Below are 16,655 nucleotides of genomic sequence, written 5' to 3' on the forward strand. Positions count from 1 at the left end.
CCCGCAGACAGGCTCGACTCTCTGATGACATTTTTCCGTGTGGCAGTGGCCGCGCTGATCTCAGCAACACTTGGAACAAGTGCTGTGGCGCAGGACATCACCCTCACTTCGCATGACGGCCAGGTCGAGATCACGGGCGACCTGCTGGGTTTTGATGGCGAATTCTACCGCGTCGACACACAATTCGGAGAGCTGACAGTCGACGGCTCGGGCGTCACCTGTGATGGCCCCGCCTGCCCGAATCTGACGGATTTCGTGGCCGAGGTCTGGTTTTCGGGCTCGTCGGTCATGGCCGAAACCGTTTTGCCCGCTCTGATCATTGGTTTCGCGCGGCAAGAGGGGCTGACCGCAACGCCGAAACGGGTGGATGAACGCAGCTTTGCCTATGAACTGTTTCAGTCGGGGCGAACGGCGCCACTTGCGCGATTGTTCTTTCGCGTCGGAAACACGGATCAGGGATTTTCCGATCTGATCGCAAATGATGCCGACATCGTCATGGCCCTGCGTGAAATCCGCGAGGCTGAGCAGACGGCAGCGGCAGAGGCTGGGTTGGGCGATCTGACCCGCCCCCGCCGGTCGCGGGTGATTGCCCTGGACGCCATGGTCCCGGTTGTTGCCCCGGACAATATCACCGGTCAAATCTCGCCCGCCGATCTGGCACGTGTTCTGTCCGGTGAGGTCACAAACTGGGTGGATCTGGGTGGACCTGATGCGCCTATCGCGCTGCATATGCCAGATGCGGGGTCGGGTTTGGCCCAAGCTGTCGAGGATCAGCTGTTGGCCCCGGCAGATGTGGAGCTGTCTTCTGATGCCATACGCCACGGGCGCAACAGCGATCTGGTACAGGCCGTGGCGAAGGATTCCTACGCGATTGGGATAGCCAGCCATGCCTCGGCCGATATCACGCGCGCCCTGCCTCTGACCGGCGGGTGCGGGCATGCGCTCGCCGCATCACGTGACGCCATCAAGACCGAAGATTATCCGCTGACGCTGCCGATGTTCCTCTACCTGCCGGAACGCCGCCTACCCCGGATCGCGCGGCAACTGCTGGCCTATAGCTTGGGCGCTGATGCCCAATTGGCCATCCGTCAGGCCGGGTTTGTTGATCAGACACCGGAAAGAACACGAATTGGTCTGCAAGGCGACCGGCTGTCCAACGCCATTGTGTCCGGTGGGGCAGAGGTCGGATTGGAAGAGGTTCAGCGCATGGTCGACACCCTGCGCCCGATGGCACGTCTGTCTCTTTCGGTTCGGTTCGAGCCGGGTTCATCGCGACCCGACGCGCAATCGCGGTCGAACATCCAATACCTCGCTCAGGCGCTTGAGACCGGAACGCTGAATGCCCGCAAACTGCTGTTTGTCGGGTTCAGCGACGGGGACGGGCCCGCCAGCACCAACGCCCGCATCGCCCTGCGCCGCGCGCAAACCGTCCGGAACTCGGTGCTGGGCGCCGTAGAGACCGAGATACCCGACAGTATCGAGATCGCGGTCGAAGGGTTTGGCGAGGCGATGCCGATGGCCTGCGACGACACCGAATGGGGCCGCAAAGTAAACCGCCGCGTTGAAATCTGGGTCGAGTGACCGGCTACAGATATCCTTCGGACCGAAAACTCAGCTCGGTCGATTTGCCGATTATCAGATGGTCATGCAGGGTCAGGCTCAGCGCGGTGCAGGCGTCTTGAATGCGGTTGGTCATATCGATATCGGATTGTGAAGGTGTCGGATCGCCTGACGGGTGATTATGCACCAGGATCAGGGCCGAGGCGTTCAGTTCAAGTGCGCGCTTCGCCACCTCGCGCGGATAGACCGGTACGTGATCGACGGTGCCCTTGGCCTGTTCCTCATCCGCGATCAGCACGTTCTTGCGATCCAGATAGAAAACGCGAAACTGTTCAGTCTCGCGATGGGCCATGGTGGTATGGCAATAGTCCAGCAGCGCATCCCAGCCTGAGATGACATGCCGCTGCATCACCCGTGCGCGGGCCATACGATGGGCGCAGGCCTCAAGGATTTTCAGGTCGGTGATCACCGTATCCCCAACACCCTTAATCTGCCGAAGCCGTTCTTCGGGCGCGGTCAGAACGCGGTTGAAATCCCCAAACGTATCCATCAGCGCGCGGGCCAATGGTTTCACGTCTTGCCGGGGGATGGAGCGGAACAGGGCCAGTTCCAACAGCTCGTAATCCGGCATCGCAGCTGAGCCGCCCGCCATGAACCGTTCGCGCAACCGCTTGCGATGGTCTTTGATGTAGGAGGGTAACCGACCCGTCGGCAGCGGCTGCGCTGGCGCTTCGTCCGTATCGAAGAGCATGGGGGCTTCGGCAAAGGCGTCCTGTGTCATGATCTGACACTGGCGCAGAATCGGTTTCTGAATGGTTAACGCATCTCACCCGCCATACGCGCCGTGGCGCGTCGGACGACCATGTGTAGAACAATCGAGAACACGCCCAGCGTCAGCATTGCGGCAAACATCAGATCGGTTTTGGCGCGACCATTGGCCAGCAGCATCAGATAGCCCAAACCTTGTGACGACCCGACCCATTCGCCGATCACCGCCCCAATCGGCGCATAGACCGCCGCCAACCGCATCCCCGAGGCCAGCGAAGGTAGCGCCGCCGGTATTCGAATATGCCAGAGCACAGATCGCTTGCTGGCCTGCATGGTGCGCGCAAGGTCCAGATACCCTGACGGCGTGCGCATTAACCCGTCAAAGAAAGACGAGGTGATCGGGAAATAGATGATCAGAACCGCCATCGCGACCTTGGACCAGAGACCGTAGCCCAGCCACAGTGTCAGCAGCGGCGCCAGCGCAAAGACAGGCAGCGCCTGCGTGAACACCAGCATCGGCTGCACCAATACACGTGCGGCGCGGGAATTGGCCAGTTGCAGCGCGGTGACGACGCCCAGAACGGTTCCCACCGCCAGGCCGATCACGACCTCAACCGCTGTGATCCAGGTATGTTCCGCAATCAACCAGCGGTTCTGCCACCAGGTCTCGGCCACGATCGCAGGTCCGGGCAGGATGAATTTCGGCAGACCGGTGATCGAGACAATGGCTTGCCAGATGGCCACGGCAAACACCGTCGCGGCGAGGGCAGAGAGGTATTTCATGACGCCTCTCTCAACAGTTTGAGCAGCGCGCCCTGAGTCTCGAGTGTCTCAATGTCGTCCACATGGCGCGGCGCCGGGGCCTTGGGTGGAGTGCAGGGCGTCAGACCATCCTGTGTCATGACGGTGATGGATTGGCCCAGACGCGCGGCCTCCGCCGGATCATGGGTAACCAGTAGAACGGTTCGCCCTTGCAAAACCTCAGCGGCCAGATCCTGCATATCCGCACGGGTGCGGGCGTCGAGGGCCGAAAACGGCTCATCCAGCAGGACAATGGGGCGATCTTCCATCAACGTGCGGGCCAAAGCCACGCGCTGGCGTTGGCCGCCCGACAGTTCCGACGGTTTCTTGGTCATGTGATCTTGCAAGCGCATCCGTTCGATCAGACGGTCGCGACGGTCCAGATCGGGCTTTTCGACCCGCAGCCGCGCACCAAGCGAGACGTTCTGCGCCACACTTGCCCAAGGCAGCAGCAGATCGTCCTGCGCCATATAGGCGACACGATCCGGCACCGGCTGTCCGTCACTAGCTGTGATCTGGCCCGTGAAGACTGCCCCGGTCTCCAGCCCTGCAATCAGCCGAAGGACCGTGGTTTTACCAACGCCCGATCCGCCCAACAGACACGTCCACGACCCGGCCCCAAGGGTCAAGGTCAACGGCGCGAACAAAGGCACGCCGTCGATGGTGGCAGCGCCGCTGATGGTCAGATCAGGCGCTGGGGTCACGGTGTCAGACCCATTTGCCAGAAATTGACCTCAAGCTGCGTCGCCATCTCAAAGGTTTTGCAAAGGTTTGACCAGATTGGCAGAGCTGCATAGTCCGGGCCAAGCCGTCGAACCAAAGCGCCATCCATCAGCGCGCCGATGTCATGGGAATAGCTTTGGTACTGATCACCCGCATAAGTATCAATCCAGGGGCGATAGCTCTCGGATGTTGCCTCTTGCGTCAAACGCGCACCGATCTCGGCATAGCCAATGACGCATGGCAACAGAGCAGCCAGCAGGTTCAGATAATCACCTGAATAGCCAGATTCGAGCACAAAGCGGGTATAGGCGAGGTTTTCAGGCCGCTCAGGCGTCGCCGTCAAATCCTCACGAGAAATGCCCTCAGCTTCGCAAACGCCAATATGCAGCATCATCTCTTCATGCATCAGCCCGTTTACCGTTGCGGCGGCCACCTGCATTTCCTCATGCGTCTGTGCCTTGACCACGGCCAGCGCCCAAGCGCGGGAAAAATGAGTGAGGAACACATAATCCTGCCGCAGATAGTGCAGGAACGCGTCGCGCGGCAGGGTTCCATCCTTCAGGCCCTCGACAAAGGCATGGCGGGTATACTCCTGCCACGACCCCTGTGCCGCATCGCGCATCAGCGCGAAGGCTGTACCATATCCGCTCATTGCGCGGTCACATCAATTGTGATGTCGCCAACCGGGTTGATGCTGTCGATCATGCCGCTGTCTTTCAGGAACTGCTCGAACCGCGCATACCGACCCGCGTCAAAACCGGCAGGGCGCAAAGCAAAGCGGGGCAGTGTGTCAACCCAAGCACGCGCGTTCAGCTCATCCTGCAACTCTGGCGAAGTGGAGGCAAAAATTTCCCAGCTTTTTTCGGGATTGTTGATGATATACTGTGTCGCCTTTTCGGTCGCGGCCAGAAAACGCGCGATCATGTCGGCGTCCATCGTGTCGGGATTGGCGACATAGATCAGCTCGTCATAAGGCGGCACGCCTTCTTCCTCGATGTAAAAGCAGGTGCCGGGGACACCTTCGATATCCATTTGGTTCAGTTCGAAGTTCCGATAGGCACCGATCACCGCGTCCACTTGACCGGTCATCAGCGACGGCGAGAGTGAGAAGTTCACGTTGATCAATTCAACATCGTCCAGAGTCACGCCATATTTACCCAGTACGGTGGTCAGAACAGCCTCTTCCACGCCCGCGACCGAGAAACCGATTTTCTTGCCCTTCAGGTCCGCAGGCGACTTGATCGGGCCGTCTTCCAGAACCAGTAAGCAGTTCAGAGGGGTCGCAACCAGCGTACCAACACGCTTCAACGGCAGGCCCTCGTGGATCTGCAGGTGCAACTGCGGCTGATAAGATACGGCCAGTTCGGCTTGACCAGCAGCCACCAGACGCGGCGGGGCGGACGGGTCGGCGGGGGGAACAATTTCAACCTCAAGGCCCTGCTCGGCGAAGTAGCCGTTTTCCTGCGCCACGATGATGGGCCCATGATCGGGGTTGATGAACCAATCCAGCAGAACGGTCATCTTGTCTTCGGCCCATGCCGGCGCAGCGGCTAGAAGGGCGATGGCTGTCATCAGCTTTTTCATGTCTCGCGTTTCCTTTTCACTCACGAGGTTGAGGCCGCAACGAGGACAATCTCGCCCGGCCAATCCGGTTCAATCTGTTCGGCTGCGCGCCAGGCGCGCAGACCAGTTGCACAGCACAAAGCCAGTCGTTTTGCTTTGTTAGGCTCTGATTTCAGGTGTTCCACGCTTAGGCGGCGTGCCAGGGGATGGATGGGTTGAGGAGCTTCATCCTCGTCCCGAAGCTCAACAATCACATCTTCTGAAGACAGCTGCGAGGCGGCAACAAAAGCGAAGGGCTGTTCAGGCTCAGGCGCTGCGTCAAAGCGGAAGCTGGAGATGCGGAAGGTCTGGGCATCCACCTGCACCATCTGGCCAAGGGGCGACGGGTCGAGGCCCAGTATCAAAGCCAACGCCATCTGCGCCTGCATCGCGCCGATCATCCCCACGACCGGTCCCAACACACCTGCCGTGGCACAGCTCGCTCCGCTGGTTGGGGCGTCGGGGAACACGGCCCGCAGTGAGGGTGCGCCACTGCAGAACGCACCAACATAGCCAGACAGGCCCAGCACCGACGCGCTGACCAGAGGTTTGCCCAAGGTCAGGCAGATATCCGATAAGGTGTAACTGACGGCATAGCTGTCCGCACAGTCGAGGATCAGATCGGCCTGTGAAACAAAACGAGCAGAATTATAACTTGTTAGAGCCTGATTCACCGCCACGACGTCGATATCAGAATTCAAAGCACGACAACGATCAGCTGCAACTCCGGCTTTTGGGCGCCCGCAATCGGCTTCGGCAAACAGCGTCTGTCGATGCAGGTTCGACTGGGCGACGTCATCCGCATCAAGTATCGTCAGATGGCCAACGCCGGCCCCTGCCAGCAAAGGCAGAACCGGAGCCGCCAATCCGCCCGCCCCGACAATCAAAACCCGCGCCTTGGACAGGCGCGCCTGCCCTTCGGCCCCGACCTCTGGCAGAATCATCTGGCGAGCGTAGCGGCTCATCTGGTGGCCTCGATCCATTGGCGCACCCGCGCCTCGGGGTCGGCGTGCAGGGTGATGTCCGTAACGACCGAGACAATGTCGGCACCCGCTTCAAGCACGCCGGGCGCACGTTCGACGCTCATACCGCCGATCCCGACCAGAGGGATATCGCCCACACGGGCCTTCCACTCTGTGACTCGCGGCAAGCCCTGCTGCTCCCACTTCATCTTTTTCAGGATCGTCGGATAGACCGGCCCTAGCGCGACATAGTCGGGGTCCATGGCCAGAACGCGCTCTAGCTCATCATCGTCATGGGTGGAAACGCCCAGCTTTAGACCCGCTTTTCGGATCGCCTCGAGGTCGGCGTCATCCAGATCTTCCTGCCCCAGATGAATCCAGTCGCAGCGCGCATCTATCGCGGCCTGCCAATAGTCGTTCACCACCAAAGCCGCGCCCTGCTGATTGCACAGATCCCGAGAGGTCGCGATCTCGGCCCGGACAACATCGTCCGGCTGATCCTTCATACGCAGCTGCACCAGCTTTACACCCAAGGGCAGCATCCGCCGCAGCCAGTCCGAGTGGTCAAAGATCGGGTAAAAACGGTCCAAACTCATGACAGGAACGCCTTTCCGACGACAGGGGTTGAGGGTTCGGCCATATCCCGGGCCTCAATCGGATCGGCCTGATGGGCCAGCTGCCCGGCCTCAACCGCACGCATCATTGCCTTTGCCATCAACGCCGGATCACCAGCACGGGCGACGGCTGTGTTCAGCAAGACGGCATCATATCCCAGCTCCATCGCGTGGGCCGCATGGCTGGGCAGGCCGATCCCGGCATCAATCACCAGCGGCACATCCGGGAACTCGGCCCGCATTGCACGCAGGGCGTATTCATTGTTCAGCCCCCGACCCGAGCCGATGGGCGCACCCCAGGGCATCAGAACCTCGCACCCGGCCTCCAGCAGCCGCTCACCCACGATCAAATCGTCGGTGGTGTAAGGGAAGACCTCGAACCCGTCCTCGGTCAGGATGCGCGCGGCCTCAACCAGTTGGAAGACGTCTGGCTGCAGACTGTCGGTATGGCCGATCAGCTCCAACTTGATCCATTTGGTTTCAAAGACCTCGCGGGCCATATGCGCGGTGGTCACCGCCTCTTTCACCGTATGACACCCGGCCGTATTGGGCAGCACCAGCACGCCCAGATCGCGGATCATCTGCCAAAAGGTCTGACCGGCCCCCGCTTCCCGCCGCAAAGAGACCGTCGCCACACCTGCGCCGCTGTCGCGGAACGCCTGTTCGAGGATAGCAGGGCTGGGATATTGCGCGGTGCCCAGCATCAGCGGATTGGGCAGATCGACACCATAGAAGCTTTTCATCCTCACCCTCCTTGCATCGGCGACAGGATTTCGACTCGGTCACCTTCGGACAGGGCGTGGGCAATGCGCAGGCTGGAGGGCACGAATTCCTCGTTTACCGCGGTTGCGACACGGCCCGAGAAACCGCATTGCTCTAGCAGCTCTGCCAAGGTAGAGGCCTTTACCTCCTTGGGGTCGCCATTAAGCACGATCTTCATCGACCATCTCCGAATGTTTGTTCTCAAGCGCCAGATCAGCCACGCCCTGTGCCAAGGCAGGCGCCAACAGGTAGCCATGGCGGTAGAGGCCATTGGCATAGATCGTCCGGCCCAAACGCCGAATACGCGGCAGGTTGTCAGGAAAGGCAGGGCGCAGATCGACGCCAATTTCCAGCACCTCAGCCTCACCAAAGGCCGGATTCAAAGCGTAGGCCGCACTGAGCAGTTCCAGCATTGAGCGCGCGGTGATCCGGCTGCTGTCTTCGCTCTCGATCATGGTCGCGCCCAGCATGTAGATGCCCTCGCCACGCGGCACGATGTAGAGCGGCATCCGCGGATGCAGAAGGCGCACAGGACGGTTCAGCGTCACGTCTGGGCAGCGCACAACCAGCATCTCGCCCTTCACGCCCCGCAAATCAGGCAAAGCATCCCGCGCTTGAAGCCCCCTGCAATCGATCGCTCTCTCCAACTGCGCGGGCGCGGGCTTGTGGTGAAACACCACACCTTGGCCTTCCAAGTCCTTATACAGATCACTCAGCGCTTGCCTTGGATCAAGATGCGCCTCTTGTCTGAAGTACAGCCCCTTGCTGAATCCATGCAAATCAGGCTCTAATACGGCGATTTTTTCCCTATCTGCCTCGCAAAACGCTTCGGTCCTGCGCGCGAAACGTCGCAAGTCAGGCACATCCCGAGCGTTGGCAACAACCAGTGTACCGCACCGGCTGACGCAGGTACGATTCCCCCACCAAGTGATGGCTTCCTGGCCCAGTCGCAAAACCGGTTCTTCGGCATTTTCATATTCACACCAAGGCGCCAACATGCCCCCTGCCCACCAGGAACACCCATGCGGGCCAGGCAGGCCTTTGGGATCGAATACCTGCACCTTTGCCCCGCGCGCGGTCAGCTCGCTGGCGACGGCCAGCCCCGCCACACCGGCCCCTATGACGGACCAGATCGTCACGCAGACCACATCCGGTAGAAGTGATGCACCGGGCCGTGACCCGCTCCTACCCTTAGTGTATCTGCCTGTGCAATCGCGCCTTGCAGATACCCATGCGCTTCACGTGTCGAATCGATCAGGGACAGTCCTTTGGCCAAACCAGCAGCAATCGAGGACGACAACGTGCAGCCGGTTCCGTGCGTATTCTTAGTGTTCTGCCGCGGGGCTTGAAACTCGGAAATTACGCCCGTTTCATCGACCAGAAGATCGTGACAGATGTCACCCGCGCCATGCCCACCCTTCATCAAAACCGCCCCAGCGCCGAGTGTACACAGCGCTTTACCTTGAGTGGCCATCTCTGCGGGTGAGGCCGCGCCACCCTGCCCCAGCAGACACGCCGCCTCTGGCAGGTTCGGGGTCAGGATCGTCACACGCGGAACCAGAACCTCGCGCAAAGTTTGAACCGCCTCTTGCGCCAACAAAGCGTCACCGGATTTTGCCACCATAACCGGGTCGAGTACGACAGGTCCGCCATATCTTGAAATCCTGTCCGCCACCGTCTGGATGATCTCAGGCGTGGCCAACATTCCAATCTTGATGGCCCGTACATCCAAATCACTCAGAACAGCGTCGATCTGAGCGGCAATCACATCCAGCGGAATACCATGTACAGCCGTAACAGCCTGCGTGTTTTGCGCTGTAACGGCGGTGATCACGCTGCAGCCAAACACTCCCAATGCTGACATGGCCTTGAGATCGGCCTGAATGCCCGCCCCGCCCCCGCTATCAGATCCCGCAATGGTCAAGGCAATTGGTACCACGTCGTTGCTCCACTTACTTGGGCAACGGGGTATGGAAAACGTCTGTTTGTGTTAGACCGTTCCCTCCGCCGGTATTGCCCGGATCAGGTTCGATGGGTTGACGTACGCGCCTCTCAGCCCTGAATTCAGGGCACCCCAACGGTTGATTGGGACAATCTCAGGACAGGTCTCGGAAATCAAGCATCAATCTGCGGGTCATAAGGCCACATCCAACAAGGAAATAAGACCAATTCAGGTTGAATACGTGCGAGGCTCTGCCTCGCGCTCCGGGATATTTCTGGCCAGATGAAGCAGGGGATCCAAACTTCATCTGGCTCTAGATATCCCGGGGGAGACGCCCGTAGGGCGGCGGGGGCAGAGCCCCCAATGCAAAAGGCCGCCCCATTTTGGAGCGGCCTGTTTCTTGCTCTAGCTTTTCATCCCATCCCAGAAAGATTTGACGGACGAGAAAAAACTTTTTGATTCCGGATGGTTATCTTCACCCAGATCATCGAATTCTCGAAGCAGCTCTTTCTGGCGGCTGGTCAGATTAACCGGCGTTTCCACAGCCAGCTCGATAAACATGTCTCCAACACCACCGCCACGAAGGGCTGGCATGCCTTTGCTGCGCAGACGCATCTGGCGGCCCGACTGACTGCCAGCTGGTATTTGCACGCGGCCGCGACCACCATCAATCGTAGGTACTTCGATGGACCCACCCAGCGCGGCCTTGGCCATACTGACCGGCACGCGGCAATAGAGGTTTACGCTATCGCGCTCGAACAGCTTATGTTCGGAGACCTCGACAAAGATATAGAGATCGCCGGGAGGGCCACCGCGCATTCCCGCCTCGCCTTCGCCAGCCAGACGAATGCGAGTTCCGGTTTCAACGCCTGCGGGGATGTTCACCGACAGGGCGCGTTCTTTTTCCACCCGGCCAGAGCCGCTGCAAACCTTGCAGGGGTTTTTGATGATCTGACCCAGCCCGGAACAGGTGGGGCAGGTGCGCTCAACGGTGAAAAACCCTTGCTGCGCGCGTACTTTGCCCATGCCGGAACAGGTGGGGCAGGTAATCGGCTCGGCGCCGCCCTCGGCCCCGGTTCCGTCACAAGACGAACAGGCCACAGCAGCAGGGACATTGATGGTTTTTTGTAGGCCTGCATAGGCCTCTTCCAGCGTCACGCGCAGGTTGTAGCGCAGGTCTGATCCGCGTGCGGCCCGGCGTCCACCGCCGCCGCCACGCTGGCCACCCATAAAATCGCCAAACAGATCATCGAATACATCCGAAAATGCACTAGAGAAATCACCCTGCCCAAAGCCACCGCCAGGTCGACCGCCACCACCCATGCCGTTTTCAAAGGCGGCATGGCCAAACCGGTCATAAGCGGCCTTGCGGTCCGCGTCCTTCAGCACGTCATAGGCTTCGTTCGCTTCTTTGAACTGCGCCTCGGCATCCGGGTTGTCTTTGTTGCGATCGGGATGCAACTCTTTGGCTTTCTTGCGAAAACCCTTTTTGATCTCGTCCGCCGATGCGCCCTTGGTCACGCCGAGCACATCGTAATAGTCGCGTTTTGACATCAGTGTTTCCTTCTGCCTCAACGTAATCGGGCCGGCCCGGCGAGCGGACCGGCCCAAATTGGCCCGGTTACCCGTTACTTACGTTTGTCGTCGTCCAGATCTTCGAACTCGGCATCGACAATGTCATCTTCGGCTGGCGCTTCGTCAGCTGCCGCAGGCTCATCTTCGCCCTCTTCGGCTTGCGCCTTGTAGATGGCTTCACCCAGCTTCATGGCCGCTTCAGTGACGTTCTGGATGCCCGACTTGATCTTGTCGGCGTTCTCGGTTTCCAGCTCGTCCTTCAGCGCGGCAATCGCCAGCTCGATGGCTTCGATAGTGGTCGGGTCGACCTTGTCGGAATGCTCTTCCATCGACTTCTCGGTCGAGTGGATGAGGCTTTCTGCCTGGTTCTTGGCGTCGACCAGCTCGCGGCGTTCCTTGTCGGCTTCCGCGTTCTCTTCGGCGTCCTTGACCATCTTTTCGATGTCCTCATCGGACAGACCGCCCGAGGCCTGGATGGTGATCTTCTGCTCTTTGCCGGTGCCTTTGTCCTTGGCCGAAACCGAGACAATGCCGTTGGCGTCGATGTCAAAAGTCACCTCGATCTGAGGCATACCGCGCGGCGCCGGCGGGATGTCTTCGAGGTTGAACTGACCCAGGATCTTGTTGTCCGCAGCCATTTCACGCTCACCCTGGAACACGCGGATGGTCACGGCGTTCTGGTTGTCTTCGGCGGTCGAGAAGACCTGAGACTTTTTGGTCGGGATGGTGGTGTTGCGGTCGATTAGACGGGTGAACACGCCACCCAGCGTTTCAATGCCCAGCGATAGCGGGGTCACGTCCAGCAGAACCACGTCTTTGACGTCGCCCTGCAGAACACCGGCCTGAATGGCGGCGCCCATGGCAACAACTTCGTCCGGGTTCACGCCCTTGTGGGGTTCTTTGCCAAAGAACTTGGTGACCTCTTCGATCACTTTCGGCATCCGGGTCATACCACCAACCAGAACAACTTCGTCTACGTCAGCAGCCGACAGACCGGCGTCTTTCAGGGCTGCCTGGCAGGGCTTCATCGACTTCTTGATCAGGTCCGCAACCAGCGATTCCAGCTTGGCACGGGTCAGCTTCATGACCATGTGCAGCGGCTGACCGTTGGAACCCATCGAGATGAACGGCTGGTTGATCTCGGTCTGCGAGGTCGAGCTGAGTTCGATCTTGGCTTTCTCGGCGGCTTCTTTCAGACGTTGCAGGGCCATCTTGTCAGCAGACAGATCGACACCGTGTTCCTTTTTGAACTCATTCGCCAGGTAGTTGACGATGCGCATGTCAAAGTCTTCACCACCCAGGAAGGTGTCACCATTGGTCGACTTAACTTCGAACAGGCCGTCGTCGATTTCCAGAATGGTCACGTCGAAGGTACCGCCACCAAGGTCATAGACCGCGATGGTTTGGGTTTCTTCTTTGTCCAGACCATAAGCCAGAGCAGCCGCTGTCGGTTCGTTGATGATCCGCAGCACTTCCAGGCCGGCGATTTTACCGGCGTCTTTGGTGGCCTGACGCTGCGCGTCGTTGAAATAGGCCGGAACGGTGATAACCGCCTGCGTGACTTCCTCACCCAGATAGCTCTCGGCGGTTTCCTTCATCTTGCCCAGAGTGAAGGCCGAGATCTGGCTTGGGGAGTACTTTTCACCACGGGCTTCCACCCATGCGTCACCATTGCCGCCATCGACGATGGCATAGGGCACCATTTTCTTGTCTTTTTCGACTTCAGCATCATCCACACGACGACCGATCAGACGCTTGACGCCGAAAATCGTGTTGTCGGGGTTGGTGACCGCCTGACGTTTTGCAGGCTGACCGACCAGTCGCTCATCTTCGGTGAAGGCGACGATCGAGGGCGTGGTCCGCGCCCCTTCTGCGTTTTCGATGACCTTCGGCTGCGAGCCGTCCATGATGGCAACGCACGAGTTTGTGGTACCAAGATCAATGCCGATTACTTTTCCCATAATTTTGATCCCTTTCAATTTAAGGCGATGTCCCGAGGGCCGGACCCGTTATGGCATCCTGTCCCCGATCTGATGTGCGCGACAGCACTACACCATCGCGCGTCCCGGCGTATATAAGGTCCGGACCAATGGCCTGCAAGCACTCTGAATCGCAGGTTTTCGGGAATCTGCAGCCTTTTTTGGCAAGGATTTGGTAAGGAATGGGGAATCAGGTATGGCGCAGCTGCTTTTGCGGGGGTTCGATATCAGGAAAGGGTATCTGGACAGTGCCGCCCAGACCCGACTGATCGAGGCATTGCGCCCGATTCTGAAAGCCGCGCCATTGGTGCGGCCTGTGACACCATCAGGCAAGGAGATGTCGGTGCGCATGACCTCGGCTGGGGCGCTGGGTTGGGTCACCGATAGATCAGGCTATCGTTATCAGGATCACCGCCCCAAAGGTGAAAGATGGCCCGCGATTCCCGAGGCGATCTTGACCATTTGGCAAGATTTGGTCAGCGCCGAACGTGAACCGGATTGTTGCCTGATCAACTACTATGACGAGAGCGCCAAGATGGGCCTGCATCAGGATAAGGACGAGGCAGATTTTTCCTGGCCAGTACTTTCAATCTCGCTAGGCGATGACGCCCTGTTTCGCATTGGCAATACAACGCGCGGCGGCAAAACGGAATCTGTTTGGCTAAGCTCGGGCGATGTGGTGATCATGGGCGGCCCGGCTCGGCTGACCTATCACGGCGTTGATCGGATCAGGCCCGGATCATCCCGCCTGTTGCCCAAGGGCGGACGGATCAACCTGACCCTGCGCGTGGCAAGTTAACGTCGAGCGTTCCAGCTTTGGGACATGTGCTTGCGCGAGAAGAAATCGCCCAACAAGCCAATCATTGTCAGAGCGATCCCGACCCAAAGTGCATACTCCCAGTCGGAGTTGCGTGGATAATAGTTGCGGAACACAAACCCTCGGCACTGATCAATAAGATGAAACAAAGGGTTCCACGCAAACATCATCAAAACACTTCCACCCAATGCGTTTCCCAGAAACATTTTGCCTGAAAACACCATGTTCAGCCGCCGATAGATGGTGCTCAGCATTGTAGCGGTTGTTGGAAACCACGGCTTAAGCGCCATAAACACCAAACCAATCGAACACCCGGTGAACCACGCCAGTATCAGCATCCCAAAGGCTCCACCCGGGTCCTGAATTTCAAGAGGCGCCACTGCGACGCTGTAGACGAACAAGATCACGGTAATCGACATGATCTGCTTGTAAAGCGCACCAAATGCCGAGGCGAGCAACATGACCATGGCGTTCATCGGAGAATGCTGCATCATTGGATTGTTTTTTCCACCTAACTTGGACATGGCTGCAATCGACTGGGTATGCATCATGAAAAGAAACACACCCGACAGCAGATACAGGATGAATTCACCCCTGATCTTGGCCACGCGCGGGCCCATGAAGGTCATAAGTAGATAAAAAACCATAGCGATCAGAAGAATCTGCAGGATATTGATCAAGATCGCGATCACGGCATTTGAGTGTTGTGTGCGCACGTCACGCACCACACCGTGGAACACCAGTTCTGCGATGGTAAAGGCGCTGCCCAGCATCGATTGACTGCGCTTGAAGTAAAACACGCGAGGGGTCTTTCCTGTTTTGTTGCCCTCAAACTGGCACGAATACCTTGCCGTTCGGTAACCGGCACATCATAAGTCCGTCAGAGATTTGGATCAACAAACCACGTAAACGGAGCATTTTTGTGACCTACGATGCGCTTATCCCCGTCATCCGGCGTCTGGCCCTGGAAGCTGGCGACAAGATCATGGAGATCTACCAGGCGGATGATTTCGACGTGAAGGTCAAATCAGATGCAAGCCCCGTGACCGAGGCGGACGAAGCTGCCGACGCCCTGATTTCTGAAGGGCTGCGCGCAGCTTTCCCGGATATCCTGCTTGTGACCGAGGAACAGGCCGCGTCGCATTCGACCAAGGGGGAAACATTCCTGATCGTTGATCCGCTGGATGGCACCAAGGAGTTCATCAACCGGCGCGGCGATTTCACTGTCAATATCGCATTGGTCGAAAATGGCGTTCCTACGCGCGGTGTCGTCTACGCCCCGGCGCGCGGTCGCATGTTCTATACGCAAGCTGACGGGCAGGCGGTGGAAGAAACAGGCACATTGGACAAAGTTCAAGCTGGTGAGGTCACGCCCATCTCGGTCTCAGACCCCGACAATTCGGCGCTCTTGGTGGTGGCGTCGAAATCGCACCGCGATCAGGCCACGGATGACTACATCAACAAATACAAAGTGCAAGACAGCAAAAGCGCGGGCTCGTCGCTGAAATTCTGCCTGGTCGCAACGGGTGAGGCCGATATCTATCCGCGCGTCGGTCGCACCATGGAGTGGGACACCGCCGCCGGTCACGCCGTTCTGGCTGGCGCAGGCGGAAAGGTCGTGCGGTTTGACGACCACACACCTCTGACCTATGGCAAGGACGGCTATGCAAACCCGTTCTTCATCGCATACGCTCCGGGTGTTGAGCTGAAGGACGCCTGATGTCTGTTCTGATCGCCATCCCCGCCCGCTATGCCTCGACCCGGTATCCCGGCAAACCTCTGGTGCCGCTGACCGGTGCGACGGGCAAAGCGATGACGCTGATTGAACGATCCTGGCGGGCAGCCTGTTCGGTTTCGGGTGTCGATAAGGTGGTTGTGGCCACCGATGATGACCGCATCCGCGACGCCGCTGAGGGGTTCGGAGCCGAAGTCGTGATGACCTCGGAAACCTGCCAGAACGGCACCGAACGCTGCGCCGAGGCACATGCCGTTCTGGGCGGCGGGTATGACATCATCGTCAACCTGCAAGGCGACGCCCCCCTGACCCCGCATTGGTTTGTCGAAGACCTGATCGCAGGCCTGCGCGCCGCACCTGATGCGGGTGTGGCGACCCCGGTTTTGCGCTGTGACGGTGACGCACTGAACAGCCTGTTGAACGACCGCAAACACGGGCGCGTCGGTGGAACCACGGCGGTGTTCACCCACGACAAAAGCGCGATGTATTTCTCGAAGGAAGTGGTTCCCTTCACCTCAGACACATTCGCTGGTGATGCGCCTACACCGGTTTTTCACCACGTCGGCGTCTATGCCTACCGGCCGGACGCTCTGGCCGCTTATCCCGGCTGGCCAACCGGCCCGCTAGAACAGTTGGAGGGCCTGGAACAGCTGCGCTTTCTGGAAAACGGTCGCAAGGTCCTGTGTGTCGAGGTCGAAGCCAAAGGTCGCCAGTTCTGGGAACTCAACAACCCCGAGGACGTGCCGAAGATCGAAGAAATGATGGCCTCTATGGGTCTGGAGTGAACTCTTTTCCCCCTGACCCCTAACCCAAGA

Annotated in this window: 18 protein-coding genes and 1 riboswitch; of the genes, 4 read left to right on the plus strand and 14 right to left on the minus strand. The window is 59.0% G+C overall.

What is annotated here, in order from left to right; translation table 11 throughout:
• Positions 1-24: 24 nt before the first annotated feature.
• Positions 25-1,581 carry a phosphate ABC transporter substrate-binding/OmpA family protein gene (locus ACR0JX_RS10055; RefSeq protein ID WP_480543637.1) on the plus strand — a complete coding sequence of 519 codons (1,557 nt, stop codon included), beginning with the start codon at positions 25-27 and terminating at the stop codon, positions 1,579-1,581.
• Positions 1,582-1,585: 4 nt separating this feature from the next.
• Here ACR0JX_RS10055 and radC read toward each other — a convergent pair whose 3' ends face one another.
• From radC to dnaK, 13 genes are all read right to left on the minus strand, one after another.
• The gene (gene radC / locus ACR0JX_RS10060; protein ID WP_480543639.1) at positions 1,586-2,341 is read right to left on the minus strand and encodes a RadC family protein; all 756 of its coding nucleotides are present in this window, start codon (positions 2,339-2,341) and stop codon (positions 1,586-1,588) included.
• Between the two features lie 35 nt (positions 2,342-2,376).
• A complete protein-coding gene (locus ACR0JX_RS10065) occupies positions 2,377-3,111 on the minus strand; it encodes an ABC transporter permease (RefSeq protein WP_480543641.1) in 735 nt (244 codons plus the stop codon).
• Positions 3,108-3,833, minus strand: coding sequence for an ABC transporter ATP-binding protein (locus ACR0JX_RS10070; RefSeq protein ID WP_480543643.1), 726 nt, complete (start codon positions 3,831-3,833; stop codon positions 3,108-3,110). Before ACR0JX_RS10070 ends, ACR0JX_RS10065 begins: the two co-directional genes overlap by 4 nt.
• On the minus strand, positions 3,830-4,504 hold the full coding sequence (gene tenA, locus ACR0JX_RS10075) for a thiaminase II (RefSeq protein ID WP_480543645.1): 675 nt from the start codon (positions 4,502-4,504) through the stop codon (positions 3,830-3,832). Before tenA ends, ACR0JX_RS10070 begins: the two co-directional genes overlap by 4 nt.
• On the minus strand, positions 4,501-5,436 hold the full coding sequence (locus ACR0JX_RS10080) for an ABC transporter substrate-binding protein (protein WP_480543647.1): 936 nt from the start codon (positions 5,434-5,436) through the stop codon (positions 4,501-4,503). The genes tenA and ACR0JX_RS10080 overlap by 4 nt, the downstream gene beginning before the upstream one ends.
• Positions 5,437-5,456: 20 nt before the next feature.
• Positions 5,457-6,419: a HesA/MoeB/ThiF family protein gene (locus ACR0JX_RS10085; RefSeq protein WP_480543649.1), complete on the minus strand. Its 963-nt coding sequence runs from the start codon at positions 6,417-6,419 to the stop codon at positions 5,457-5,459.
• The gene (locus ACR0JX_RS10090; protein ID WP_480543651.1) at positions 6,416-7,012 is read right to left on the minus strand and encodes a thiamine phosphate synthase; all 597 of its coding nucleotides are present in this window, start codon (positions 7,010-7,012) and stop codon (positions 6,416-6,418) included. The genes ACR0JX_RS10085 and ACR0JX_RS10090 overlap by 4 nt, the downstream gene beginning before the upstream one ends.
• The gene (locus tag ACR0JX_RS10095) at positions 7,009-7,773 is read right to left on the minus strand and encodes a thiazole synthase (RefSeq protein ID WP_480543653.1); all 765 of its coding nucleotides are present in this window, start codon (positions 7,771-7,773) and stop codon (positions 7,009-7,011) included. The genes ACR0JX_RS10090 and ACR0JX_RS10095 overlap by 4 nt, the downstream gene beginning before the upstream one ends.
• Before the next feature lie 2 nt (positions 7,774-7,775).
• Positions 7,776-7,970, minus strand: a complete 195-nt coding sequence (gene thiS, locus ACR0JX_RS10100) for a sulfur carrier protein ThiS (protein ID WP_480543655.1) — start codon at positions 7,968-7,970, stop codon at positions 7,776-7,778.
• Positions 7,954-8,931, minus strand: coding sequence for an FAD-dependent oxidoreductase (locus ACR0JX_RS10105; protein ID WP_480543657.1), 978 nt, complete (start codon positions 8,929-8,931; stop codon positions 7,954-7,956). Before ACR0JX_RS10105 ends, thiS begins: the two co-directional genes overlap by 17 nt.
• Entirely contained in the window at positions 8,928-9,731 is an 804-nt protein-coding gene (gene thiD / locus ACR0JX_RS10110; RefSeq protein WP_480543659.1) for a bifunctional hydroxymethylpyrimidine kinase/phosphomethylpyrimidine kinase, read from the minus strand. Before thiD ends, ACR0JX_RS10105 begins: the two co-directional genes overlap by 4 nt.
• Positions 9,732-9,774: 43 nt before the next feature.
• A riboswitch (TPP riboswitch) is annotated at positions 9,775-9,879 on the minus strand.
• 260 nt (positions 9,880-10,139) lie between these two features.
• Entirely contained in the window at positions 10,140-11,288 is a 1,149-nt protein-coding gene (gene dnaJ / locus ACR0JX_RS10115) for a molecular chaperone DnaJ (protein ID WP_480543661.1), read from the minus strand.
• Between the two features lie 74 nt (positions 11,289-11,362).
• Positions 11,363-13,270, minus strand: coding sequence for a molecular chaperone DnaK (gene dnaK / locus ACR0JX_RS10120; protein WP_480543662.1), 1,908 nt, complete (start codon positions 13,268-13,270; stop codon positions 11,363-11,365).
• A 214-nt stretch (positions 13,271-13,484) separates the two neighbouring features.
• On the opposite strand from dnaK, the gene ACR0JX_RS10125 reads away from it, so the two are divergent.
• A complete protein-coding gene (locus tag ACR0JX_RS10125; protein WP_480543664.1) occupies positions 13,485-14,087 on the plus strand; it encodes an alpha-ketoglutarate-dependent dioxygenase AlkB family protein in 603 nt (200 codons plus the stop codon).
• Here the strand turns inward: ACR0JX_RS10125 and ACR0JX_RS10130 are convergent.
• Positions 14,084-14,905: an ABC transporter permease gene (locus tag ACR0JX_RS10130; protein ID WP_480543666.1), complete on the minus strand. Its 822-nt coding sequence runs from the start codon at positions 14,903-14,905 to the stop codon at positions 14,084-14,086. The two genes, ACR0JX_RS10125 and ACR0JX_RS10130, sit on opposite strands and share 4 nt — an antisense overlap.
• Positions 14,906-15,027: 122 nt before the next feature.
• Between ACR0JX_RS10130 and cysQ the strand changes: the two genes are divergently transcribed.
• Entirely contained in the window at positions 15,028-15,825 is a 798-nt protein-coding gene (cysQ, locus tag ACR0JX_RS10135) for a 3'(2'),5'-bisphosphate nucleotidase CysQ (protein WP_480543668.1), read from the plus strand.
• The gene (locus tag ACR0JX_RS10140; RefSeq protein WP_480543670.1) at positions 15,825-16,625 is read left to right on the plus strand and encodes a 3-deoxy-manno-octulosonate cytidylyltransferase family protein; all 801 of its coding nucleotides are present in this window, start codon (positions 15,825-15,827) and stop codon (positions 16,623-16,625) included. Before cysQ ends, ACR0JX_RS10140 begins: the two co-directional genes overlap by 1 nt.
• Positions 16,626-16,655 lie beyond the last annotated feature (30 nt).

This window comes from Ruegeria sp. AH7 (genome assembly GCF_056541325.1).